The organism is Prauserella rugosa, assembly GCF_000719975.1.
Taxonomy (GTDB): Bacteria; Actinomycetota; Actinomycetes; order Mycobacteriales; family Pseudonocardiaceae; genus Prauserella; species Prauserella rugosa.
On the sequence record NZ_JOIJ01000006.1, the window covers coordinates 46,824 to 70,975 of the forward strand.

The following is a 24,152-nucleotide window of genomic DNA, read 5'->3' on the forward strand; positions in this document are numbered from 1 at the left end:
CCCTGCCCCTCACCCACGGCACGGCAAACGACAACGACACCGCAACCCCCGACACCGCAACCCCCGACACCGCAATCCACGACACGGCAATCCACGACACGGCCACCGGCCGTGCCGGCCCGACCGTGCGGGCCGGCGAGTGAGGAGTACACGACGCATGCGCAGCTATCGGCTCGCGGTCATCGCTGGGGACGGCATCGGTCCGGACGTGACAGCGGCCGCCCTGGCCGGTGTGGAGGCGGTCTCCCGGCGGTTCGGGTTCACGGTCGAGACGACCGACGTCGACCTGGGCGCCGAGGCCTACCTGCGCACCGGCGAAGTCCTCGACGAGGCCAGCCAGTCGACCCTGGCCGAGCACGATGCGATCCTGCTCGGTGCCGTGGGCGATCCCCGGGTGCCGCCGGGTGTGCTGGAGCGCGGGCTGATCGTCGCGTTGCGGATCGCGTTCGCGCAGTCGGTGAACATCCGGCCCGTCCGGCTCTATCCCGGGGTGCCGAGTCCGGTTGCCGGGGTGCACCCCGGCAACTGCGACCTGGTGATCGTGCGTGAAAACACCGAGGGGCTGTACGCAGGCGGCGGCGGGCTCACCCATCCCGGGACGCCGCAAGCCGTCGCCCTGCAGAACTCCGTCACCACGGCGGCGGCCACCACCGAGGCCGTCGAGTTCTCCTTCCGGCTGGCCGCCGCGCGGCGCGGACGCCTCACGCTCTGCCACAAGACGAACATCCTGACCCACGCCGGCCGGCTCTGGCAGGAGGTCGTCGACGAGGTCGGCGCCCGCTACCCGCAGGTGGAACGCGACTACGTGCACGTGGACGCGATGTGCCAGCACCTTCCGCTGGATCCGGGCCGATTCGACGTGGTGGTCACCGACAACCTGTTCGGCGACATCATCAGCGACCTCGGCGCCACCATCCAAGGTGGACTCGGTGTGGCGGCCAGCGCCAACCACAATCCCCGCGGCAGCGCGCCCAGCATGTACGAACCGGTCCACGGATCGGCCCCGGACATCGCAGGCACCGGTACGGCGAACCCCGCTGCGGCCACGCTGTCGGCCGCGCTGTGCCTGGCCGGGCTCGGCGAGCACGACGCCGCGGTCACCCTCGAGGCGGCGACCGCCTCGGTGCTCGCGGAGCTGCCTGCCCTCGCGGGTACGGCGATGGGGGCGAGGACCGGCGAACTCGGCGAGCGCATCGCCGCACGCGCGGCCGACATCGACGCGGCGGTCGTCGCCGACCCGGCGGGCTCACTGCTGAGCGCGCTGGCCGGGCTCGCCCCGGCTCCGGCGGAGGCGCGTGGATGACGGCTCGTCGGGACACGTCCGGGCAGCGCCTGTTCCAGCGCATCGTCGACTACGTGCAGGACGGCGTCGCCTCCGGAGCACTGCGGCCGGGCGACCGGCTGCCCAGCGAACGCGAACTCGTCGAGCGGTTCGGCATCGGCAGGGCATCGGTACGGGAAGGCCTGCGGGTGCTCGAGAACATGGACCTCATCCGCTCGAGTCCGCGCGATCCACGCGGTCCGCTCGTGTTGCCGGTGTCGGTGGAGCCGATGCGCCGTTCGGTCGCGCTGCTGACCTCGGGCGGCGGGATGGAGTTGGCCGAACTCGTGCAGTTCCGCATGATCGCCGATGCGTCGGCGAACCTGCTGGCCGCCTCCCGCAGAACCGACGACCAACTCGTGGCGCTGGAACGCAACATGGCCAGGATGCGCGCCTGCATGAACCGCGGCTACGCCGAGTTCAGCCGCGCCGACCTGGAATTCCACGAACTGATCGCCGAAGCGGGCGGTAACCGGGTCGTCCAGGTGTACGGCGACGTCATCCGCGAGGCGATCCTCGACCTCATCACCAGGACCGTCCTCGACGCCGACGACCAGACCGCGCTCATGCTGCAGTCGCTGCGCCACCACCGCGACGTGTTCACGGCGATCTCCGACCGCGACGGTTTGGCCGCCTCCCGCCTGGCCCGCCAGAGCCTCTACGCCTACTACGCCGAGTACGTCTCTCCCGCCGATCGCGCGATCATGGCCGATCTCGTCCGCGAGTGCGGCGGCACCGTCAGCGACTGAGCACGGCCGCGTGTCCGGTTGCTCCGGCCGTGCCCGGATTCCCACCCACCGGCCCGACAGCCGGGATTGACACACGGGCCGCCGGGTTACACCACCGGCATGCACGATCACGGCAACGCGCGTTCCGGCGAGCACACCCGCGACCACGCGCGACACGGAAACAGGCGACACGGCGGCGGGGCGGAACGCATCACGGTGATCCGCCCTTCCCGCCTCAAACGCACGATCTCCGGAACCGCCGTCGGCAACATGATGGAGTGGTACGACTTCGGCATCTTCGCGTTCCTGGTCCCGACCATCAGCCAGGTCTTCTTCGCAGGCCAGGGTTCGGGGTCGGTGGTCGCCACCTTCACCATGTTCGCCGCCGCCTTCGTCGCCCGGCCGATCGGGGGCATGATCTTCGGCCCGCTCGGCGACCGGCTCGGCCGCAGGCGTGTCCTGGCCATCACGATGATCACGATGGCGTGCGGAACGCTCGGCATCGGACTGATCCCCAGCTACGAAGCCATCGGTTTCTGGTCCCCGCTCCTGCTGTTGCTCGGCCGCCTGGTGCAAGGCTTCTCCACCGGCGGGGAGTACGCCGGTGCGATGACCTACCTGGGCGAGCACTCCCCCGACACCCGCCGCGGGTTCCTGACCAGCTGGTTGGAGTTCGGCACGCTCAGCGGCTACGTGCTGGGCGCGGCGGTCGCGACCACCGTCACCACCGTCGTACCCGAGCAGGCTCTGCTGTCGTGGGGTTGGCGCATCCCGTTCCTGGTGGCCGGCCCGCTGGGCCTGATCGGCCTCTACGTCCGAACGCGACTCGAGGAGTCCCCCGCCTTCGAACAGCAGACAGGGCGACACGACACCTCGGAGGGAGACCGCCGCGCCGGAGACACCGGTTCCGAGTCCAGCGCACCGGATTCGTCCGAACCGCCCCGTCGCTCGGTGCGGGAACAGTTCCGTGACACGGTGATCAAGCCGTGGCGGCCACTGCTGGTCTGCATCGGACTCGTGGTGACCTACAACGTCGTCAACTACACGCTTACGCAGTACTTCCCGACGTATCTGTCCGAAGAGGTCGGACTGCCGGCCACGCCCGCGCTGCTGATCGTGCTGGGCGTCATGGTCGTGCTGATCGCGATCATCCCGTTCGGCGGCCGGCTCTCGGACCGCATCGGCAGGAATCCGATCCTCTACACCGGCTGCGGACTCGTCGTGGTGGCCAGCGTGCCGGCGTTCCTACTGGTCAACGCGGGCGGCTACCTGGCGGCGTTCGCCGGCACCCTGCTCATCGGGCTGACGCTGCTGTGCTTCAACAGCACGCTGCCCTCGACCCTGCCTGCGCTGTTCCCGGTCGACGTGCGGTACGGCACGCTCGCGATCGCCTACAACGTCGCGACGTCCGTGTTCGGCGGTACGACCCCGCTCATCGCCTCGTCCCTGGTGGCCGGAACGGGAAACCCGATCGTGCCCGCCTTCCTGCTCATCGCCGCCGGCATCATCGGCGCGATCAGTGTGGTGTTCACCCGCGAGAAGGCACGCCGACCGCTGCCCGGTTCCCCTCCGTCGGCCGCGAACGAGGAGGAGGCCCGGCAGCTCGCCGAGGAACGCAGGAGCGCGGACTGACCGGCGGCCGGTCGTCCCGGCGGCCTCGCACCCCCGGGACGACCGGCACGTCACAGCGGTGGCTCAGGGCTCCCGCGAGACGCCCTGCTGCCCACGCTCACCCGCGTCCGCACCACCGGACGCGGCACGCCGGGATTCGGCGCCACCGGGGTCCGCACCACCACCGGAACCGGCGTCGCCGGACTCCGTGTCGCCGGACTCGGTATCACGGCTGCCGGTGTCCCCGGACTCCGTGCCGGCCGAATCCGTGTCCTCGCCTGCCGTACCGCGACCCTGCTCCGGCACGGGCAGTTCCGGCAGTTCGGGCGACGAGCTGTCCAGGGGCACGGCGGGCGACCGCACGAGTCCCAATTGGACCAGCTCACGGCTCACCGTCGCGTGCAACGCCCAGTCGGCCACCACGCGCGCCCGGTTCGACGGCATGGCCAGCAGGTGGTAGGCGCGGGTCACCAGCTTCGCCGGCCACCCGGACAACGGGATGTGCAGCGGATTCGCCGCCGCGCGACCGGCACCGAGGTCGACCACGAAGCCCAGATCACGATGGCGGTACCGCGTCAACGGCCTGTCGTGCAGCGACGCGACCACGTTGCGCGCGGCCAGCGTGCCCTGCCGCACGGCGTGCTGCGCGGTCATCGCCGTCGGCTCGCCCGCATTGCGGTGATCGGGCACAGCGGCGGCGTCGCCACAGGCGAACACCTCGGGCGCGCCCGGAACCTGGAGCTGGTCGGTCACGGCCAGCCTGCCCTGGCGGGTGTCCATGCCGAGCGCCTCCACGAGCGGGTCGGGACGCACACCGACGCACCAGATCAGCGACCGGGTGGGCACGGTGCGGCCGCCGTCGAGCGTCACGCCGGTCTCGGTGGCCTCGTCGATGGAGGTCTCGGTGAGCACCTCGACGCCCCGTTCGGTCAGCACGTCGTGCGCGGTCCTGGACAGCCGTTCGTCGAGACCGGGCAGCACGCGGGGCGCGACGTCGAGCAGCAGCCAGCGCATCGGCTGATCACGCAGCTCGGGATGCCGCCGCGCCAGCATGGCCGTGAACGCGGGGCCCTGTGCGGCCACCTCCGTACCGGTGTAGCCCGCTCCGACGACGACGAACGTGCACCGTGCGTCGCGTTCGACCTGGTCCTCGGTGGCCGCGGCCAGTTCGACCTGGCGCGTCACGTGGTCCCGGAAGTACAACGCCTCCGGCAGACCACGAAAGCCGTGTCCGTGCGTGGCCACACCGGGGATGGGCAACAGCTTGTTGACACTGCCGACCGCCAGGATGATCCGGTCGTAGGACAGCGAACCGTCCCGGCCCTCCGGGTCGGTGTAGCGCACGAGCCGTGCCCGCGCGTCGACCTCGGTGACCTCGCCCGGCACGAACCGCACGTCCGGCAACGTGCCCGGCAGGGACACGGCGACCGAACGGGGATCGAGGATCCCGGCGGCGACCTCCGGCAGCAACGGCAGGTACAGGAAGTAGTCGGTCGGGTTGATCAGGACGATCTCGGCCTCGGCGGGGTCCAGGCGTGTCCGCAGTTCCGCGGCGGCGTGATAGCCGGCGAACCCACCACCGACGACCAGCACGCGATGACGGTGCACGATGCCTCCTCACACGACGGGATCTCGCGGCTGCCCGAACACGCCGGGAACGAAACCCGCCCAGGCAAGGCTCACCAGCCCGGGTACAGCTCCGGCCTGCGGTCCAGCAGCACGTCGTTGCGCTCCGAGACGGCTTTGTCGCGTGCCCGGGCGGGATCGATGTCGGCGACGACGAGCCGGCCCGGTCCCCCGGGAACGGCGCCGCCGGCGACGATCCATCCCGCCTCGTCGATGACCACACTGCCGCGGGTCCAGCGCTGGCCGCGTTCGGTCCCCCACCGGTCGCACGCCGCGACGAACACGCGGTTGGTGCGGGCCGCGGCCATGGCCTGCACCACCTCCGGTGGCCGCTCCCCCTCCGGTCTGGCCACCAGCGGCCAGTTCACCGGGGCGGTGATCACCTCGGCACCGCGCAACGCCAGCGAGCGCACCAGTTCCGGGAACTCCAGGTCGTAGCAGATCGCGAGCCCGATCCGGCACCCGGCGACCGACACCACCGGGGGCGGACAGCTGCCCGGCCGGAAGACGAGCTTCTCGGCGTCCCACAGGTGGGTCTTGCGGTACACGGCACGCACGACGCCGCCGTCGAGCACCGCTGCGCTGTTGTACAGGGCGCCGCCACCGTCCCGGTCGTCCCCGAGTTCGCAGAAGCCGACGACGACGGCCGTGTCGCCCGCGGCGCGCGCCCACGAGGCGAGCACCGGGTCGTCGGCGCGCATCGCCACGGCCCTGGCCTCCGCCGCGTCGGCGAACACGTACCCGGAGGAGGCGAGTTCCGGTAGCACCGCGATGTCCACACCGGACGTGCGCGCGCGCTCGATCCAGTCGAGCACGCGCGCACGGTTGCCGTCGAGGTCACCGACGACCGGTGCGAACTCCGCGCACGCGATCCTCGTCACGCGTCCGGGTCGTCCCGCAGCAGCTGTGCGAGGACGTCGAACTCGTTGAACAGCGACCACTCCTCCACGATCCGGCCCTGCGCGAAGTACAGCTGGGAGATGCCCCACAGGTGCACGCGCCTGCCCGTGGGATCGCCGTACAGCCCGTACCCGCGGTGTGTGCCGGACCCGCTCCAGCGCACTGACACGCTCTGACCGTCGGTGTCGTTGCCCATCCAGTACACCTCGTCGACCTGGACGCCCATGTCCGGGAACGTCGCGAGGAGGTTGCGCGCCATGCCGCGCACGTCGGACCGGCCGTAACCGCTGCGGTTGGTCGTGCCGTGCCAGCGCACCGTGGGGGCGTAGATGCGATCGATGGCGCTGAGGTCCCGGCGGTTGTAGACGTCGTGGAACAGGCGGCGCACCTCGTGCTCGACGTCGAACCCGGGCCCGGCCGGTTCCGGGTACGGCATCGGCTTGCGTCCGCCCTGGATCCGGTCGGTCTCCGAGAAGCCGCGTTCACCGAGGCCGGGGAAGTCCTTGCTGTTGCCGTATTCGCGGGCGGCCGCCAGCACGTCGATGCCGAGCTGCTGGAGCTTGGCCGCGGTGTTGTAGAGGACCCACTCCTCGTAGATCTCGTTGTTCCGCACGACGCAGTTGGCGATGACCCACGTCTCGAGTTTGCGGCCGGTGGGACCGCTCCAGCGCCACGGACCGGTGTGGTGGCCGATGTTGATGGCCCGGTGGGAGGTGACGAACCCCTCCTCGTCGGACCCGGCCCAGATCACGTCGTCGGCGTAGTGCCGGCAGTCGGGGAAGGCGTTGATGCTCTGCATCGTGCCCGCGATGAGCTGTTCGACTCCGAAGTGGACACCGCTGTCGTCGTAGAGGCGGCAGCCGGGCGCGTAGGTGTCGTAGATGTAGCCGACGTCCTGGTCCTCCCAGATGCGGTGGGTGATCCGGACGATGTAGTCGACGATGTCGGTGTAGGTGTCCTCGAAACCGTTCAGCGACTGCCTGCGTTCACCGTGCACGACGTTCGGGGCGTCGACGCCGTAGCCGGGGTCGACGGCGATCGTGTGATCCCCCGGCATCGTCCGCCTGCCCGGTGCCATGGTGCCGGGCGGGGAGGACGGCACTGTGGTGGGCGCTGTGGTCACGGGCGCTGTCGCCCCAGCCGGCGCTGTGGAACCGGTCGCGATGCCGTTGCCGCCGGGACGGGCGGCCGGGGCGACGGCTGCGGACGGGGTCCGGCCCGCATCCGGTGCGGTGTCCGGCACGGATTTCGGTGCGGCCTGCTCGGCCGCGGCGTCCCTGCTGTCGTCTGCCTTGCTCATGAGTCCTCCTGCGCGCTGCGGTGACGGTCCGTCCGCAGGGTCGCGGTCCTGCGGTGTGCCGCCATGCCCTCGTACTCGGAGATCGCGTCGACGGCATCGGCGAGCAACGGCGTGGCCTCGCGGGTCACGCGCTGGTACGTCAGTGGTTTCAGGAATCGCGACACCGACAGGCCGGCGCTGTGCTTCGCACCGCCCGCGGTCGGCAGGACGTGGTTCGTCCCGGCCATGCCCTTGTCCGAGTACGCCACCGTGCTCCACGGGCCGAGGAACAGCGAGCCGTAGTTGCGCAGGGCGTCGTGGTAGTACGCGTCGTCGGCGGTGTGGACCTCGAGGTGCTCGGGTGCCAGGTCGTCCATCAACGCGACGGCCGTGGCCGCGTCCTTGGCCCACGTGACCGAGCCGTAGTCCCGCCAGGCGGGGCCGGCGACCTCACGGGTGTCCAGGGTCTCGAGCTGACGTTCGACCTCCGCGATCACCTGCTCCCCCAGTTTCTGCGACGTGGTGACGAGCGCGGCCGGGGAGTTCACGCCGTGCTCGGCCTGGCCCAGCAGGTCGGCGGCGACGAGTTCGGCGTCGGCGGTGTCGTCGGCGATGACCGCCACCTCGGAGGGCCCGGCCAGCAGGTCGATGGCGACCGTGCCGAACAGCTGCCGTTTCGCCTCGGCGACGTAGGCGTTGCCCGCGCCGACGAGCATGTCCACACCGGGTTCGCCGAGCAGTCCGAAGGCCATGGCGGCCAGCGCCTGCACGCCACCCAGGGCATAGGCACGGTCCACACCGGACAGATAGGCCGAATAGAGCACCGCGGGGTGCGGCTCACCGTCGGGGCCGGGCGGGGTACAGGCCAGCACCGAAGGCACGCCCGCGGCCTTGGCGACACCCACGGTCATGAACGCACTGGCCAGCAGGGGGAATCGCCCGGCGGGCAGGTAGGCACCGACCCGGCCGACCGGCACGTACCGGTGTCCGGTGACGAGTCCCGGAGCGAGTTCGGTCTCGAAGTCGACGAGGTGGGCACGCTGGGCCAGCGCGAACGTACGGGTGCGCTCGGCGCCGAGTTCGAGGCCCGCACAGACGTCCTTCGGCAACGCGTCGCCGGAACGTTCCAGCGCTCCCGCCGTGATCTCGACGTCCGAGCCGCCCCACCCGTCGAGTTCACGGGCGTATCGCAGAACGGCGTCCATGCCGTCGCGTTCGATCTCGGAGAGCATCGCCGACACACGTTCGGCGACGCGCGGGTCACGCTGGGCTGGCGGCCTGTCGGCAGGCTGCTTGAGGATGCGGTAGGCGCCGTCGAGTTCGGCCAACCGGGACGGGGTGAATCTCATGGCAGCGACGCTAGAGTCGGCGCTGACAAAGGACAACCCCGTAAGATCTTGACCTTCCGATAGGGTTTCCCTATGACACTGAAGCAGCTGCGCGCCTTCCTCGAAGCGGTGCGCACCGGCTCGTTCACCGCCGCGGCAGCACGCATGGACATCACGCAGGCCTCCGTGTCCGAGCTGATCCGCAAACTCGAGGACGAACACGGCACTCCGGTGTTCTCGCGCGGGGGCAGGCGTCTGGTGCTCACGGCCGCGGGGTCGGCGCTGCTGCCGTTCGCCGAGCAGGCCGTCGCGGCGGCCGACGGCGCCGAGCAGGCGCTGCGGTCGGTGCGGTCCCTGCGCGGCGGCGTCGCCACGTTCGGCCTGCTGCGCAATGCCGCGTACTACCTGCTGTCCGATCTGGCCCAGCAGTTCCACGACAGCTACCCCGAGGTGCGGATCCGGCTCATCGGCCTCAACTCGGTCGAGGTGGCCTCCGCCGTCGCCGCGGGCACGGTCGAGGCCGGCCTGGTGGTGCTGCCGATCGACGACGACGGGCTCGACGTGACGCCGTTGATGCGCGACGAGGTGGTCTACGCCAGCGCCGACCCGGCCCGCGTCGCCGAACCGGTGACGACGGCGGGCCTCGGCCGCTCGCGGCTGATCCTCTACGACGCCCACTACGGCTGGGCCGACCCGACGCGCCGCCAGCTGGCCGAACGTGCCCAGCTGGCCGGTATCCGGCTCGAACCGTGGATCGAGGTGGAGCACGTCGAGTCGGCGCTGGCGCTCGTGGCCAGAGGCATCGGCGACACGATCATCTCGCGTGCCGTGGCCGAGAGCGCCACCTGCCCGGACTCGGTGCACACGGTGGGTTTCGCCGAGCCGCTGTACGACACGATCGCACTCGTGCGGCGGAAGGCCGAGGTCCTCTCCCCCGCCAGCCGCGAACTGGCCAGGTTGGCCCAGCGCATGCTGCTCAGCCGATCATGACGGCTCGTCCCCGCGGGCCAGGGCGATCTGCGCCATGACGGCGAGTTCGTCGTACACGCGCCATTCGCGCACGATCCGCCCGTCCCGGAACAGGAACTGCGAGGCACCGAGCACCGCCACCGGACTTCCGGTCGTCTGCCCGTAGGCGGGCGCGCCGCTGTAGGTGCCGTCGAGGCGCCACACCACGCCGACCCGGACGCCTCCGTGGGCGGGCGAGTCGTGGGCGACGACATCGCGCACCTCGAACCGTCCGTCGGGCACGGGGGCGAGCAGGTCCAGCAGTCCGCGCTGGTACCCGTCGGGCCGGGTCAACGTCCTGCCCCGCGAGATGTCGCACGTGACGTCGCGGGCGACGAAGTCGGTCACCTCGTGCAGCATCCGCCCGTTCCAGACCCGGTCGACGAGTGCGAGGACGTGCTCGCACTCCCGCCGGTGCAGGTCCGGCCGCGGACCGGTGTCACCCGCCGCCAGCACATCGGCCCCGGGGCCGCACGGCTCCTGGCCCTCCCAGCCGGGGAAGGCCAGTCGCCGCGCGACCTCGGCCGGATCGAGTCCGAGCTGCTCCACGACGGCGTACTCGTCACGGACCACCCACTCGAACTCCATGACGCCACGCCGGTACAGGCAGGTCGCGATCGTGCGCGAGGAGAAGGCGCGGTGGCTGGGCGGTCCGTACGCCGAGATCCCGGTGTGCGTGCCCGAACTGAAGACGCGGTGGGAGCTGAGGAACGCCTCGTCCCCACGGGGCTCCCACACGACGTCCTCGGCCTGTCCCACCCGGTCCGGGTACGCCGCGATCTTCGTGAGGGTCGAGCGCACCACCGGCTCGACGCCGCGCACCGTGCCGTAGGCGCCGTGCACGATCGCGTCGGCCGCGTAGTTCTCCCGGATCGTCCCGATGCCGCGACGCACCCAGATCCGGTCGGTCCATTCGACGATGAACTCCTCCGGGTCCCGGTACGGCTCGTAGGCCACCGGCTTCACCGTGCTCACGAGGCATCCCCTCCGCGGCCCCGGTCCAGCAGCGCCTGCACGTCGGCCGCGGCCTTCTCCAGTTGCGTGCGAACGTCGCCGCCGTGTGCCATCTCGTTGATCGCCACCTCGAGCACGTCCTGGATCTGGGGCCAGTCGATGGTCATCGGCACCGTTCTGGCGGTGCGCAGTGCCCGTTCCTGCACGGCGGGCAGCCCGTGGTTGGCCGCGTTGACCTCCTCGTCGCGCATGTTCTCCGTGTGCACGACGACGCTCGTGGCCTTGTCCGGGTCGGACTTGTCGAGCGCGATGTCGCGTTCGACGTCGGCGTTCGTGGCCCACTTCAGGTACTCCCACGCCGCGCCCTGGTTGTCGGACGTGTTGAGCACGCCCATCAGCCACGTGTAGCCGTAGGTCACGGACGGCTTGTCGCCCCACCCCGGCAGCGGCGCGACGCCGACGTCGTCGGCCACCTCGGGCTGCACCTTGCCCGGGTCGGTGAAGTCGTCGATCTGCCATGCCCACGTGAACACGGAGTTGCTGGCACCCTGTTCGAACTGCTGGGTCGCGTCCGTCTCGGTCCAGTTCACCGAGGCGGGCGGGCTGTGGCCGTCCCTGAGCAGATCGATGTACCGCTCGGTGGCCTCGACGGCCTCCGGGCTGGTGAACGCCGGATCGCCGCGCTCGTCGAGCACCTCGCCGCCGTTGCTCCACAGCATCGCCAGCCACGTGTACAGGTTCTGCCCGCCGTTGCGTCCGTACTGACCGGCCAGGGCGGACCGCTGGCTCGCGCCGTCGAGCCGATCCAGCTGCTCGCCGAACTCGTCCCACGTCGAGGCCGGCTTCATGCCCAACCGTTCGAACTCGCTCTCGCGGTAGAAGTAGTTGTAGGAGAACCCGCGGAACGGCAGTCCGTAGATCGTGCGGTCGTCACCGGCCCGAGCCGCCTCCTGGAACGGCGGAGGGAACTCCTCGATCGACCGGCCGGCCTGTTTCAGCACCCGGTTCAGCGGCTGCAGGCCGATCTTGGCCGACGCGCCGTAGGCGTCGGGCCACACGACGACGTCGTAGGTGCCACCACCGATGGCGGTCTCGGCCACGATCTGCTGCAGGTAGGACTCGTACGGGATGTTCGCCCACTCGACGGTGATGCCCGTCCTGGCGGTGAACTCGCGGTCGGTCTTCTCCTGCAGTGCCGCGAACTGCGCGGTCGTCTTGCAGCAGCTCAGCAGGCGGATGTGGGTGCCGTCGTAGGGTTTGCCCTCGAGCAGTCCCATGTCGCCTGCGGGCGCCTCGGCGACCGCGTCCAGCAACTGTTCCTCGCTCGGGCCGGCCGCGCACCCGGCCGCCACCAGCATCGCGGTGACGGCCAGCGCCGCCACGCTCCTGCCCGTACGTCGCGTGCGCCTCATTTCACCGCTCCCATCGTCATGCCCTCGGCGAAGTGCCTGCGCACGAGGAAGGCCATCACCAACATCGGCGCCATCACCAGCAGCCCCGCGGCCGCCATCTGTCCCCATGCGACACCTTCGGGCAGCACCAGTGTCATGAGCGCCACCGGAAGGGTCTCGGCGTCCGAACGCGACAGGAAGGTCGGGAACAGGAATTCGTTCCAGGCCAGCAGGAACGAGAACACCGCGGCGACGAAGATGCCCGGGGCAGCCAGTGGCGTGATCACGCGCCATAGCAGGGCCACCTGTCCGCACCCGTCGATCCGGGCCGCCTCCTCGATCTCCGTCGGCAGCCCGTCGACGAATCCCTTGAGCAACCAGGTGATATATGGAACGACGATCGACAGGTTGACGATCACCAGCGCCAGGTGGGTGTCGATGAGGCCGAGGCTACGGAAGAGCGTCAGGAACGGCAGGGCGATCGCCACCCCCGGGATGAACTGCGTGGCCACGATCGCCAGCAACATCGCGCGGTGGCCGGGGAACCGGTACCGCGAGAAGCCGTAGGCGGCCAGCAACGCCAGCGGGACGGCGACGACCGTGGTCGCCACGCCCACCACGACGCTGCTGACCAACGCCGACGTCAGGTCACTGGCTCCGCCGAGGATGGCGGCGAAGTTCTCCAACGTGGGCGAGAAGATCAGCGACGTGGAGAACGCATCGCGAGCGGGTTTGAACGCGGTGATCGCCATCCACACGATCGGGAAGAGCACGAAGAACAGGATGGCCAGCGTGGTCAGCACGCGTGCCACCGAGCGCACCGTCGCCCAGGCGCCGCGGGAACGCGGCCGCCTCCGCGGGGGCGGCGGGGCCTGCCGCGGCGCCGCCTCCGGTTCGGGTTTCACGGCCGTGTCGGTCATGTCGCCTCCTGCCTGGCCATCGCGATCAGATACAGGGCGGCGAGCGCGCCGAGCACGACCACGATCACCCAGGACACGGCCGAGGCGTATCCGATGTCGAGGAACGTGAAGCCCTGCGAGTATGCGTAGAAGTTCAGACTCTCGGTCGCACGGCCGGGACCACCGCCGGTCGTCGTGACGACCTGGTCGAAGATCTTCATGGAGAACACCGCCTTCAGGAAGACGATGATGAGCAGAAGCGGCCGCAGCAGCGGGAACGTGACGCGCCAGAACTCCTGCCACGGTGAGGCACCGTCCAATTTGGCCGCTTCGCGGACCTCCGGCGAGATCGAGCCGAGCCCGCCCAGGAGCATCAGCGCGATCAACGGTGCCCAGCCCCACACCTCGGTGAGCGCGAGAACCATCAACGCCCAGAACGGATCACCGAGCCAGTTGATGTCACCGACGAACGGCAGTGCCGTGTCGATCATCTTGTCGTAGACGCCCGTGTCCGGGTTGAGCATGAACCGCCACGAGAAGCCCTTCAGCGCGGGGGCGACCGCGAACGGCAGGATCAGCAACGCCTTGGTGAAGGCGCTGAGCCGAGTCCGATTGTTCAGGATCAGCGCGATGCCGAGTCCGATCCCGACGGACAGCACGACGGAGATCGCGGTGAACTCGAACGTCACCCACGCGCTGTTGTAGAACGTGTCGTCGGTGAACACCCGGCTGTACTGCTCGACACCGACGAATTCGCCGGGTTCCTGACTCTCGTTCAGGCGCCAGTGCCGGAAACTGGTGATGAGTGCGGAGACGAGCGGATACAGCGTCGTCAGTCCGATGGCCAGCAGCGCAGGCGCCAGATGCATGTACGGCTCGGCACGTCGGCGCCAGCCGGAACGCCTGCGCGGCGGGGGGACGGTGGATGCCACCATCGAAGGTCGACCTCCTCTGCCGGGAGAACGGCACGATTGGGGTGCCGCGCAGTGTATGCGTATTCACACTCGCGGGACAATGCCCGCGGGCCGATTTGTCCCGACGCGATACACGGACGCCACGAAGCGGCAATGACCTGCGATGTTGTAGCTCCCCATCGGAGCCGAGGAACTCGAGACGCTACGGAAACCGGCGATTCTGCGTATGTAACGCGGCCTCGCCGACTGTTGGGCGGCGGATCAGCTCTCGCCGGAGGGGGCGCCGTGCGTGCGGCGCGCGACGAAGTGCGGGGTGAGCGTGACGCGCCGCGGCTCACCGGCGGCGCGTCCCTCCTCGCCCGGCACACCGCGGGTACGACGACCGTTCCCCACGGCCGCCCCGTCGGCGGGGTTACCGTCGCCGGCGGCACTCGGGTCCGGCGACGCGTCCAGCACGGCGTCATCCCCCGAGACCCTGGCGACGAGCAACCTCGCCGCCGTGCACGCCATCTCGTCGAGGTCGTGGCGGACGGTGCTCAGCTCGAAACTCGCCCACGAGGCCATGGGGATGTCGTCGAAGCCCACGACCGACAGCTGTTCCGGGATCGCGATGCCCAGGCGCCGCGCGGTGTCGATCACGCCGATCGCCACGACGTCGTTGCCACAGAACACGGCCGTCGGAGCCGGGTCGGCCGCCCACAGTTCCGCCAACGCGGCGGCACCGGTCTCGAATTCGAACGGGCCGTGGCGCACGTGGGCCGGACGCAGGGCGATCCCCGCATCGGCCAGCCCCTGCCGGAAGCCGATCTCCCGGTCGCGACCGGTGCTGGTGTTGTCGGGACCGAAGATCGCACCGATGCGGGTGTGTCCCGCACGGACCAGTTCCTCGGCGACGAGCTCGCCACCTCGACGGTTGTCGACCACGACGGCGTCGGCGGGGACGGTGCCCTCCCGGTTGAGGTAGACGAACGGCAGTCCGCGCCGATCCAGCTCCGCGGGCAGCCCCGAATCCAGTGTGGACGTGGCCAGCACGAGGCCGTCGATCGACCGGTCGACGAGCCGGTCCGCCGCGGCCGTCGCCTCCGACCGCTCGGTGAAGAGCATCATGCGGTAGCCGAGCCGTTCGAGCTCGTCGTGCAGGGGGCCGACGAGGTGCGGATAGAACGGATTGGTCAGGTCGGTGACGAGGACGCCGATACGGTGACTGATCCGCGTCGACAGGCTGCGGCCCGCCTCGCTGGGAACGTAGTTGAGCGCCTCGGCCGCCGTGCGTACCTTGCGCACGGTGTCGGCCGACACGCGGGGATCCCCGCGGAGCGCCCTCGACACGGTCGGCTGCGACACGCCTGCCAGTCGAGCCACGTCGCGACTGGTGATCCCCACGTAGTCCTCCCCGTTCTCGTCCGGTCAGAGCATACGTCCTCGCACGCATCTCGACCCAGCCGACCCTGGTGACGGTTGACAACGAGCACCCCGCTCCGACTAGTGTGCATACGTATGAAGCAAACGGACGTGACCGCGTACAACGACTCCGTGATCGTGACCGAGGCCGAGGCGAGCAGGCGCACCATCCGCCGCAGCGACTTCGTCTCCTGCAACCAGGCGTTCATCGACTGCCGGACGCCCGGGTCCGATCGCAAGGAGAACTACGCGATGATCGGGCCGGGCGTGTCGCAGAACTCCGATCAGGTCGTGAACCTGCGTGAGCCGCACGGCTACAACATCGGCGCCGCCGCGATGCCCCACGGCATCACCAACAACCTGCACCTGCACTTCACCGCCGAGGTCTTCTACTGCTTCCGCGGTGAGTTCCTGCTCCGCTGGGGAGCCGACGGCAAAGACGGCGAGCTGGTCCTGCGTGAGGGCGACATCGCCTCGCTTCCGACGTGGATCTTCCGCGGGTTCACCAACATCGGACCGGACGACGGCTGGCTGTTCACCACGCTCGGGCACGACGACACCGGCGGCATCATCTGGGGGCCGTCGGTGCTGCGTCAGGCCGCCGAGCACGGTCTCTACCTGACCACCGAGAGCACACTCATCGACACCGAGGCCGGCGACGAGCGGCCGGATCCCGACGAGCTCGTGCAACCGATGACCGACGAGCAGATCGCGAGCCTGCGCAGCTACTCGGTGGAGCAGATGCGCAAGCGGGTGGCCTCGCTCGACGAACTGGAGTTCTCGTCCCTCCCGTTCCTCGACAGCCTGCTGCCCGGTGGCGGGGCCGAACTGGCCCTCGTCATCGGATACGGGATGTCCGAGGACCGGCACCAGGAGCCGCCGATCCACAATCCGCACGGGCACAACGTCGCGTGGCTGCGCGCCGAGCCCGGCAAGGGCATGCGCGCCCACCGCCACCACGAGACGCAGGTGTTGCTGGTGAAGGACGGCGAGTGGGAGGTCACCCTCAACACCGACGACGAGGTCACCGTCCTCCTCGGACCGTGGGACATGCTCTCGGTGCCGCGCGGGGCATGGCGCTCGATCCGCAACGCCGGCGACGACACGGCGTCGATGCTCGTCATCAACAGCGGCGACGGGCGGGTGCGCCTCCAGTGGGAGGACGAGGTGCCCAAGGCCGCGGCCGACACCGGGATCGCGCTCGACCACAACGGTTACGTCGCTCCGTATGCGCTGGTTCCGAGGAAGATCGGCGAATGACGGACGATCCCGTCGTCACGGTGTCCGGCATGCTCTGTGATGCCGGGCTGTGGGACGACGTCCGGCCCGCGCTGGGCCAGGCGGTCGTCGACGTCGTACCCACCGGGCCGAGCATCGGCGACATGGCCGAGGAGGTCCTCGCCTCCACCGATCGTCCGTTCGTCCTCATCGGACTGAGTCTCGGTGCGATCGTCGGCTTCGAGGTACTGCGGCGCGCGCCCGAGCGCGTGCGCGCGTTCGCCGCGATGTCGACGAACGCGGGCGCACCCACCCCGGCCCAGCTCGACGGATGGGCCCGGTTGGACGCCCGCACCGTGGACGGCGAGTTCACCGCACTCGTCCACGACACCGTCCTGCCGACGATGTTCGCCTCCCCCGAACCACCCGCGGAGCACGCCCGCCGATTCACCGACATGGCCGCGCGCGTGGGACCGCGGGTGCTGCGCAGGCAGCTCGCCGCACAGGCCACGCGCACCGACGCCGTGCCGCGCCTGGCCGACGTCACCGTCCCCACGCTCGTGCTGGGCGGCACCGCCGACGCACTGTGCCCGCCCGCGTTCCACACCACGATCGCCGACGCCGTGCCCGGCGCGGAACTGCATCTTCTGCCCGGGGCCGGGCACCTGCTCCCCGTCGAGCGGCCCGCCGAGGTCGCCGACCACCTGACCGACTGGCTCACCCGCTGCCGCACCGCGAAAGGAAGCCCGCACCCATGCCCGAGATCCTGAAAGCCCCCACCGGCGGTGCCCGCGACACCGGTACCGACGCCTCCGTCGCCGAGCGGGTTTCGACGATCATCTCCGACATCCGCGCCCGGGGCGACGAGGCCGTCCGGGAGTACTCCGAGCGGTTCGACCGGTGGTCACCCGAGTCGTTCCGTCTCTCCGAGGAGGAGGTGGAACGGATCGTCGCCGGAGTGCCGGACCAGGTGCTCGACGACATCCGTTTCGTGCAGGACCAGGTGCGCGGGTTCGCGAGGCACCAGCGCGATGCGCTGGCCGACGTCGAGGTGGAGACGCTGCCGGGCGTCCACCTCGGACACCGGCACGTGCCCGTGGCCGCGGCGGGGGCGTACGTGCCGGGTGGTCGCTATCCCCTCACCGCGTCGGCGCACATGACGATCGTGACGGCCAAGGTGGCCGGCGTGCCGCGCGTGGCGGCGTGCACCCCGCCGATCCGTGGTGAGGTCCCGGCCGCGACGGTCGCCGCCATGCACCTGGCCGGCGCCGACGAGATCTACCTGCTCGGCGGCGTCCAGGCCATGGCCGCGCTCGCCGTGGGCACCGAGTCGCTGCCGCGCGTGGACCTGATCGCCGGGCCCGGCAACGCCTACGTCGCCGAGGCGAAACGGCAGCTGTTCGGCGAGGTCGGCATCGACCTGTTCGCCGGACCGACCGAGATCCTCGTGGTCGCCGACCACACCGCCGACCCGTTCGTCGTCGCCGTCGACCTGCTGTCCCAGGCCGAGCACGGACCGGACTCCCCCGCCGTGCTGGTCACGACCTCGGCCGAGCTCGGCCGCGCGGTGCTCGACCACGTCGAACGGCTCCTGCCCGGCATGCCGACCCGCGACTTCGCCGAACCGGCGTGGCGCGACCACGGCGAGGTCGTCGTCGTCGACTCGCTCGACGAGGCGTACACCGTCGCCGACGGATACGCCAGCGAGCACGTCCAGATCCTCACCGAGAACCCGCGGCAGGCACTGGACCGCATGACCCAGTACGGGGCGTTGTTCCTCGGCGAGGGCACGTGCGTGTCGTACGGCGACAAGGTCAGCGGTACCAACCACGTGCTGCCCACCAAGGGCGCCGCGCGCTACACCGGCGGGCTGTGGGTCGGCAAGTACCTCAAGACCGTGACGTACCAGGAGATCACGGATCCGGCGGCGAGTGCGCGGCTCGGCGAGGTGTGCGGCAGGGCGGCCAGGGTCGAGCTGTTCGAGGGGCACGCACGCTCGGGTGACGTCCGGGCAGCCAAGTACGCGGGCGCCTCGTTGCCGTGGGCACCCGAGTACGGGAGCGCGGAATCCGCCCCGGCATCGCCTGCGGCGAGCTCCTCTGCGGACTCCGGCGCGCCGGCATCCGGGGTGTCGGTATGAGCGCCGCGCTGACCGGACGCACGGCACTGGTCACCGGTGGCGGTTCGGGACTCGGCAGGGCGATGTGCGCGGCGCTGGCCGAGCACGGCTGCCGGGTGATCGCCGCGGGCAGGACCCGCGCGAAGGTCGACGAGACCGTGGCGGGCCTCTCCGTGCCGGGCCGTGCGGCGACCGTCGACGTCACCGATCCGGCTTCGGTGGAGGCGCTGGCCGCCGATCTCGCCGACGAGGAGATCTCGGTGCTGGTCAACAACGCGGGCACCCCGGGACCGGTCAAACCACTGACCGACATCGAACCCGGCGAGTGGTCCGAGGTGTTCGCCTCCAACGTCCACGGCACGTACCTGATGTGCCGGGCGTTCCTGCCGGGCATGCTCGCGCGCGGTTCCGGGGACATCGTCAACATCGCCTCGGTGAGCGGGAAACGGCCGCTGGCGCGCCGCACGCCCTACTGTGCGTCCAAAATGGCCGTTCTCGGGCTCACCACGACCCTGGCCGCGGAGGTGGGCCCGCAGGGAGTGACGGTCAACTCGCTCTCGCCGGGACCGGTGGCGGGGCCGCGCATGGAACGTAACTTCCGGCTGGAGGCCGAGCGCACCGGTTCGACCTACGAGGAGGCGGAGGCGGCGTTCGTCGCGCGGTCGGCTCTCGGCCGGATGGTCACCGAACAGGAGGTGGCGGCGGCGTTGGTGGCGATGCTGTCGATGCCGGGGCTCTGCGCGGCCGACATCGATCTGTCCGCGGGGATGGTGGCGCGATGAACGGCGGTTCCGGCAGGCCGACGTTGAAACGGCGGCTGCACGGTGGTGAACGGCTCCGGGGCGGCATTCTGCGGATGCCGTGCGACTACCTCGTCGAGCTGTGCGGCATCGCAGGCCTCGACTTCGTGTTGATCGACTGCGAGCACGGACCGTCCGATCAGGTCCCGTTGCAGCAGCACATCCAGGCAGCGCAGGCACGCGGAATCGCCGTGCTCGTGCGTGTGGGTCACGGCGAACCGTCGTTGATCCTGCGCGCTCTCGACCTGGGTGCCGACGGCATCGTGGTTCCCCACGTCGACACGGCGGAGGAGGCACGCGCCGCCGTCGCGGCCGCGCACTATCCGCCGCGGGGTGAACGCGGCTTCGCAACCTATTCGCGGGCCGGCGCGTTCGGCGCCGCCGGGGCCGACGACCATCTGGCTCGGGCCGCGGAGACGACCCTGGTGGTCCCGATGCTCGAGACGGCGGCCGCGTGCGCAGCCGCGGCCGACATCGCCGCGGTCGAAGGGGTCGACGCGCTGATGATCGGCCCTGCCGACCTCGCAGTGGCGATGGGCAGGCCGGGGGCCGTCGCGGATCCGGACGTGCGGTCCACCGCCGACGCCGCGGTGCGCGCGGCATCGGAGACGGGGACGCCGATGGTGAGCATCGTGTCGTCCACCGAGGCCGCCGCCACGGCGCCTGCCGGGGCGGTCGTGTTCAACCTCGCGCGCATCCTGCTCGACACGGTGCGGTGCCTGGCCTCCGCATGAGACCTCGTACGACTTCTCCGTCGCCCTGCCAACCGGCGGCAGGGCGGCAACGTCCGCGGACGGCCGATCCGCGGCCGCATCCGACGCCGGCCGAAGGAGTCCGGCGCCCACGGTGAAAGGTGGTTTCCATGGCAGAGGTCAGCTACCGGCGCGCATCGCGGCTGTATCCCGGTTCCCCGCCGGTGCGGGCGGTCGACGAGCTCGATCTGACGGTCGCCGACGGTGAGTTCCTCGTGCTCGTCGGTCCGTCCGGATCGGGCAAGTCGACGGCGTTGCGGATGCTCGCCGGGTTGGAGGACGTCGACGAGGGCGCCATCCACATCGACGACCGGGATGTCACCGACGTTCCGGCGAAGGACCGCGACATCGCGATGGTGTTCCAGTCGTACGCGCTGTACCCGCACATGACCGTGGCCGAGAACATGAGTTTCGCGCTGAAACTCAAGGGTGAGTCGAAGGCCGCCGTCACCGAACGGGTGCGCCAGGCCGCGGACGTGCTGGACCTGACGCCGTACCTGGACCGCAAACCGAAGGCACTGTCGGGCGGCCAGCGCCAGCGCGTCGCGATGGGGCGGGCGATCGTGCGGGAGCCGTCGGTGTTCCTCATGGACGAGCCGCTGTCCAATTTGGATGCGAAACTGCGGGTGGAGACCCGGGCGAACATCGCCTCGCTGCAGGACCGGCTCGGCACGACCACGATCTACGTCACGCACGACCAGATCGAGGCCATGACGATGGGACACCGGGTCGCGGTGCTCAAGGACGGCACGCTCCAGCAGTGCGACACCCCCCGCGCGCTGTACGAGCGGCCCACGAACGCCTTCGTCGCCGGTTTCATCGGCTCGCCCGCGATGAACCTGAAGACGGTCGCCGTCGGGGACGACGGTGCGCGTCTGGACGGTCTGACGGTCCCGCTGCCGCGTGCGACGCTGGCGGCCTCCGGTACCACGCTGACCCTCGGACTGCGGCCGGAGTCGCTGCGACTGGCGGGCACCGGCGAGGACGGCGCGGCGATGACGGTCGAGCTCGTCGAGGAGCTCGGGGCGGACGCGTACGTACACGGCACGGTGCGGGTGGGCGAACGGCCGGAGCGGTTCGTCGTCCGTGCCGACGGGCGGACGCCCCCGAAGCTCGGCGAGACGGTCCGCGTGGCGATCACCAGCGCCGACGAGGTGCATGCCTTCCACGCCGACACGGGGGCACGACTGCCGGCGCAGTAACCGTCCGGCACGGCGCGGGGTCACGTTCGAGCGCAGGTCAGCGTGGCGGCGTGCACCGCGCTGTTGACGGAGATCTCGCCCCGCATGCCGGGGGCGGCGACCATGTCGCCGACGAGGTAGACGTCTCCCCCGCGGTCGATGGCCGGCCGGTCGCGCCATGTCCGGCCCGGCCGGTCGATCGCTCCGGTACGCCCCTGTGCGGTCGCGGTCCGGTGCCACGTCGCCCGTTCCCGCCACCCGGGGACGGTCCGGTCCGCGAGTCGTGCCAGTCGGGATGCGGCGTCGGCCTTCCGCTCGCCCTCACGGACCGGCATCTGCAACTGGAACAGGGACTCCCCGGCGGGAGCGACCGTGGCGTCCTGGGCCGAGTAGCACTCGTGGAACCCGCCCTCGTCGAGGTCGAACACGACGAACCGGTCCCCTCGGCCGCGCGGAACCGCGATGTCCAGGAGCGCGGCGTGCCCGCTGTCCCACCGGAGCGTGTCGTCCCCGAGCAACCGCCGGGCGGAAGCCAGTTCGGTGGCGACGATGGTGGGCGTGTTCGGCACCTCGGTGATCCGCGAGCCAAGCACGATGTCCACACCCCGCGCGCCCGCCGTCGCAGCCAGTCGGTCCACAACGGACTGCCAACCGCCGACGACCCACCGCACCGCGGGCGGTTTCGGCGCGAACACGCGCTTGAGCAGGTGCCACACGAACGCGGCCGACAGCCGCCCGGTGTCGGCGTCGTAGGTGGCGGCGGCGATGGCGTGCGCGGCCTGACGTGCCGCGTCCTCGCCGACGAGGTCGCTCGCCCACGAGTGGAAGTCGCGGTCCACGGGCGCCGTCCGGCCGCGGTGGGCGAGCAGCATCGTCAGGAACCGCCGCGGCGGTAACCGCCGCAGTCCGCCCTCGACGCGAAAGCCGATCCCGGCCTCACGCAGCGACGGCATGCCGAGCCGCCCGATCACGCCATGGCGGGTCAGCCACCTCCAATGTGGGCCATCGGCGTAGAACACGTGGGCTCCGTCATGCGCCACGTGCGGTCCCGACGTGGCACGCGCGCGCCCGCCGAGTGTCGAATGTGCCTCGTGGAGCGTCACCCTCGCACCGCGTTCGGCCGCTTCGATCGCGGCGACCAGGCCGGCCAGGCCGCCGCCGACGACCGTGATCTCCTTCGCCATGCTGTCCTCCGGTTCGGTCGGTCTCTATCGGAAGGACGAGACACACCGAACGGATGTGACAGCCGACCTCAACGACCACGACACGCCACGATCAACGCACCTCGACCACGGCCTTGCCGTGCAGCGTTCTGTCCAGCATCGCCGTGGTCGCCTCCGACAAAGACTGCCACGGTCCGCGCCACGCGATGCCGGGATCGAGCTCGCCGGCGGCCACCCGATCGGCCAGCATCCTGAGATCGTCGCCGAGGTCGGGTGTGGTCGACAGGAGGAAGAAGCTCGTCAGCGTGCGGTCGTGCGTACCCGGTCCGCCGAGGAGGCTCCCGTACGGGAACACCACGTCCTGCTCGGACGAATGTCCCACCATGACCAGCACACTCCCTTCGGCGAGGAGTCCGTAGGCCGACACGAGCTGGTCCCCGCCCACGGTGTCGACGACACCGTGCACCGGTCCGTCCACTGTGGCCGGATCGGGGACGACCTCGGCCGCGCCGAGGGCGATCAGTTCGGCGCGCCGCCGTTCGACCTTGCGCGTGGCCGCGACCGGAACCGCGCCGGCGTCGCGGAGCAGCTGCACCGCGAACCGCCCCACTCCGCCCGTGGCACCGGTGACCAGCACACGCCGCCCGCGCACATCGCCCAGACGTCGGATCGCGCGCAGGGCACTCGCACCGGCGATTCCCACTGTGCTCGCGGCGCCGAGGTCGGCGCCGTCGGAGAGTGGAGCCATCAGGTGTGCCGGCACCGCCCGCAACTCCGCCCACCCGCCGCCGACGCCGAGTGTCAGAACCGGGGTTCCCTCCCGTGGCCCCGAGCCGTCCCGCGCCGCGCGCACCACGACACCGGCGGCCTCCCAGCCCGGCACGGTCCCGGCCTGTGGCGGCGTGAGCCCGCCGTGGATCTCCCCGAAATTGACCGTGAACGCATCGACCTGCACCAGCGCCTCACCCAGCGCCGGGCTCGGGTCCGGAACCTCCGACAGCGTGAACGCCCCTCGCCCGTTCCCCGACACGACAGCCCGCACCATCGGCCCCTATTCTGTATCGATCGTTATAGATGTGCCCACGATACACGCGAGCACGGTCGGAGGTCGGCGATCACGAAGCGCCGTCGACGGCACGCCGGTGCGCCGGACTGCCCTCGCGATAGAAGACGTAGCCCCCGTGGTGCAACACGTCGCCGTCGAACTCGCCGTCGGCGCTGAACCCGGTGTCGTCGCGGTACTCGATACGTTCGCCCGCGACCCGGTATCGACCGGTGTAGGCGCTCTGCCGAGCGCCACGTGCCTCGTCGTAGCGACCGTCGGGCAGCAACTCCTGCCGGATGTGCCCATCTGCGGTGACCCACATCCCCACGTAGGGATGCCCGGGGTCCGGCCGCGCCGGGTCGTCGGTTGTCGGAGCCTGGGGTGTTGAGCCGTCGGGTGCTGAGCCGCCGGGTGTTGGGTCGTTCATCGTCGTCCCTTCGAGCCTGGAGTCTTCCGCCGTGGTGGACACGGCGGCACGGTGCGGTGAACCGGCGGCGCATCCGGCCGCGATGAC

At 70.6% G+C, this 24,152-nt stretch carries 21 protein-coding genes and 1 pseudogene; 10 read left to right on the forward strand and 12 right to left on the reverse strand.

Translation table 11 applies throughout. The features are described from left to right. Positions 1 to 157: 157 nt before the first annotated feature. From IF64_RS0110330 to IF64_RS0110340, 3 genes are all read left to right on the forward strand, one after another. On the forward strand, positions 158 to 1,303 hold the full coding sequence (locus IF64_RS0110330) for a 3-isopropylmalate dehydrogenase (protein ID WP_030531834.1): 1,146 nt from the start codon (positions 158 to 160) through the stop codon (positions 1,301 to 1,303). After that, entirely contained in the window at positions 1,300 to 2,070 is a 771-nt protein-coding gene (locus IF64_RS0110335) for a FadR/GntR family transcriptional regulator (RefSeq protein WP_030531835.1), read from the forward strand. The genes IF64_RS0110330 and IF64_RS0110335 overlap by 4 nt, the downstream gene beginning before the upstream one ends. A gap of 99 nt (positions 2,071 to 2,169) precedes the next feature. After that, positions 2,170 to 3,681 carry an MFS transporter gene (locus IF64_RS0110340; protein ID WP_084705773.1) on the forward strand — a complete coding sequence of 504 codons (1,512 nt, stop codon included), beginning with the start codon at positions 2,170 to 2,172 and terminating at the stop codon, positions 3,679 to 3,681. 294 nt (positions 3,682 to 3,975) lie between these two features. Here the strand turns inward: IF64_RS0110340 and IF64_RS0110345 are convergent. The 4 genes and pseudogenes from IF64_RS0110345 to hisD (IF64_RS0110360) all read right to left on the reverse strand — a co-directional run. Next, positions 3,976 to 5,268 (reverse strand): annotated as a pseudogene (locus tag IF64_RS0110345) (NAD(P)/FAD-dependent oxidoreductase); the annotation flags it as partial. A gap of 71 nt (positions 5,269 to 5,339) precedes the next feature. Continuing rightward, the gene (locus tag IF64_RS0110350; protein WP_030531838.1) at positions 5,340 to 6,167 is read right to left on the reverse strand and encodes a nitrilase-related carbon-nitrogen hydrolase; all 828 of its coding nucleotides are present in this window, start codon (positions 6,165 to 6,167) and stop codon (positions 5,340 to 5,342) included. Further along, positions 6,164 to 7,486 carry an ester cyclase gene (locus IF64_RS0110355; RefSeq protein WP_211252559.1) on the reverse strand — a complete coding sequence of 441 codons (1,323 nt, stop codon included), beginning with the start codon at positions 7,484 to 7,486 and terminating at the stop codon, positions 6,164 to 6,166. Before IF64_RS0110355 ends, IF64_RS0110350 begins: the two co-directional genes overlap by 4 nt. Further along, a complete protein-coding gene (gene hisD / locus IF64_RS0110360; RefSeq protein WP_030531840.1) occupies positions 7,483 to 8,814 on the reverse strand; it encodes a histidinol dehydrogenase in 1,332 nt (443 codons plus the stop codon). The genes IF64_RS0110355 and hisD (IF64_RS0110360) overlap by 4 nt, the downstream gene beginning before the upstream one ends. Before the next feature lie 72 nt (positions 8,815 to 8,886). Between hisD (IF64_RS0110360) and IF64_RS0110365 the strand changes: the two genes are divergently transcribed. Further along, positions 8,887 to 9,783, forward strand: coding sequence for a LysR family transcriptional regulator (locus tag IF64_RS0110365; RefSeq protein WP_030531841.1), 897 nt, complete (start codon positions 8,887 to 8,889; stop codon positions 9,781 to 9,783). On the opposite strand, the gene IF64_RS0110370 is transcribed toward IF64_RS0110365, so the two are convergent. From IF64_RS0110370 to IF64_RS0110390, 5 genes are all read right to left on the reverse strand, one after another. Next, entirely contained in the window at positions 9,778 to 10,776 is a 999-nt protein-coding gene (locus IF64_RS0110370; RefSeq protein ID WP_246134692.1) for a nuclear transport factor 2 family protein, read from the reverse strand. The genes IF64_RS0110365 and IF64_RS0110370 overlap by 6 nt on opposite strands. Continuing rightward, positions 10,773 to 12,167 carry an ABC transporter substrate-binding protein gene (locus IF64_RS0110375; RefSeq protein ID WP_145600330.1) on the reverse strand — a complete coding sequence of 465 codons (1,395 nt, stop codon included), beginning with the start codon at positions 12,165 to 12,167 and terminating at the stop codon, positions 10,773 to 10,775. The genes IF64_RS0110370 and IF64_RS0110375 overlap by 4 nt, the downstream gene beginning before the upstream one ends. Next, positions 12,164 to 13,066, reverse strand: coding sequence for a carbohydrate ABC transporter permease (locus tag IF64_RS0110380; protein ID WP_030531844.1), 903 nt, complete (start codon positions 13,064 to 13,066; stop codon positions 12,164 to 12,166). The genes IF64_RS0110375 and IF64_RS0110380 overlap by 4 nt, the downstream gene beginning before the upstream one ends. Continuing rightward, positions 13,063 to 13,980 carry a carbohydrate ABC transporter permease gene (locus IF64_RS0110385; protein ID WP_048807781.1) on the reverse strand — a complete coding sequence of 306 codons (918 nt, stop codon included), beginning with the start codon at positions 13,978 to 13,980 and terminating at the stop codon, positions 13,063 to 13,065. Before IF64_RS0110385 ends, IF64_RS0110380 begins: the two co-directional genes overlap by 4 nt. Positions 13,981 to 14,220: 240 nt before the next feature. Continuing rightward, entirely contained in the window at positions 14,221 to 15,342 is a 1,122-nt protein-coding gene (locus IF64_RS0110390) for a LacI family DNA-binding transcriptional regulator (RefSeq protein WP_036876243.1), read from the reverse strand. 114 nt (positions 15,343 to 15,456) lie between these two features. Between IF64_RS0110390 and IF64_RS0110395 the strand changes: the two genes are divergently transcribed. The 6 genes from IF64_RS0110395 (at position 15,457) to IF64_RS0110420 (ending at position 21,451) form a co-directional block, all read left to right on the forward strand. Next, positions 15,457 to 16,620 carry a cupin domain-containing protein gene (locus IF64_RS0110395; RefSeq protein ID WP_030531847.1) on the forward strand — a complete coding sequence of 388 codons (1,164 nt, stop codon included), beginning with the start codon at positions 15,457 to 15,459 and terminating at the stop codon, positions 16,618 to 16,620. Next, positions 16,617 to 17,348: an alpha/beta fold hydrolase gene (locus tag IF64_RS0110400; protein WP_030531848.1), complete on the forward strand. Its 732-nt coding sequence runs from the start codon at positions 16,617 to 16,619 to the stop codon at positions 17,346 to 17,348. Before IF64_RS0110395 ends, IF64_RS0110400 begins: the two co-directional genes overlap by 4 nt. After that, positions 17,333 to 18,718: a histidinol dehydrogenase gene (gene hisD / locus IF64_RS0110405; RefSeq protein WP_084705776.1), complete on the forward strand. Its 1,386-nt coding sequence runs from the start codon at positions 17,333 to 17,335 to the stop codon at positions 18,716 to 18,718. The genes IF64_RS0110400 and hisD (IF64_RS0110405) overlap by 16 nt, the downstream gene beginning before the upstream one ends. After that, positions 18,715 to 19,479 (forward strand): SDR family NAD(P)-dependent oxidoreductase, encoded by a 765-nt coding sequence (locus IF64_RS0110410; protein ID WP_030531850.1) that lies wholly within the window; start codon positions 18,715 to 18,717, stop codon positions 19,477 to 19,479. Before hisD (IF64_RS0110405) ends, IF64_RS0110410 begins: the two co-directional genes overlap by 4 nt. Beyond that, positions 19,476 to 20,231 (forward strand): HpcH/HpaI aldolase family protein, encoded by a 756-nt coding sequence (locus tag IF64_RS0110415; protein ID WP_036876245.1) that lies wholly within the window; start codon positions 19,476 to 19,478, stop codon positions 20,229 to 20,231. Before IF64_RS0110410 ends, IF64_RS0110415 begins: the two co-directional genes overlap by 4 nt. 128 nt (positions 20,232 to 20,359) lie before the next feature. Next, positions 20,360 to 21,451 (forward strand): ABC transporter ATP-binding protein, encoded by a 1,092-nt coding sequence (locus tag IF64_RS0110420; RefSeq protein WP_030531852.1) that lies wholly within the window; start codon positions 20,360 to 20,362, stop codon positions 21,449 to 21,451. Positions 21,452 to 21,471: 20 nt separating this feature from the next. Here the strand turns inward: IF64_RS0110420 and IF64_RS0110425 are convergent, their stop codons facing one another. The 3 genes from IF64_RS0110425 to IF64_RS28205 all read right to left on the reverse strand — a co-directional run bounded on the left by IF64_RS0110425 (position 21,472) and on the right by IF64_RS28205 (position 24,107). After that, the gene (locus IF64_RS0110425; protein ID WP_030531853.1) at positions 21,472 to 22,614 is read right to left on the reverse strand and encodes an NAD(P)-binding protein; all 1,143 of its coding nucleotides are present in this window, start codon (positions 22,612 to 22,614) and stop codon (positions 21,472 to 21,474) included. A gap of 91 nt (positions 22,615 to 22,705) precedes the next feature. Further along, positions 22,706 to 23,638: a zinc-binding dehydrogenase gene (locus IF64_RS0110430; protein WP_030531854.1), complete on the reverse strand. Its 933-nt coding sequence runs from the start codon at positions 23,636 to 23,638 to the stop codon at positions 22,706 to 22,708. Positions 23,639 to 23,708: 70 nt separating this feature from the next. After that, complete coding sequence (locus IF64_RS28205; protein ID WP_425468424.1) at positions 23,709 to 24,107, reverse strand: Atu4866 domain-containing protein; 399 nt, start codon at positions 24,105 to 24,107, stop codon at positions 23,709 to 23,711. Between the last annotated feature and the right edge of the window lie 45 nt (positions 24,108 to 24,152).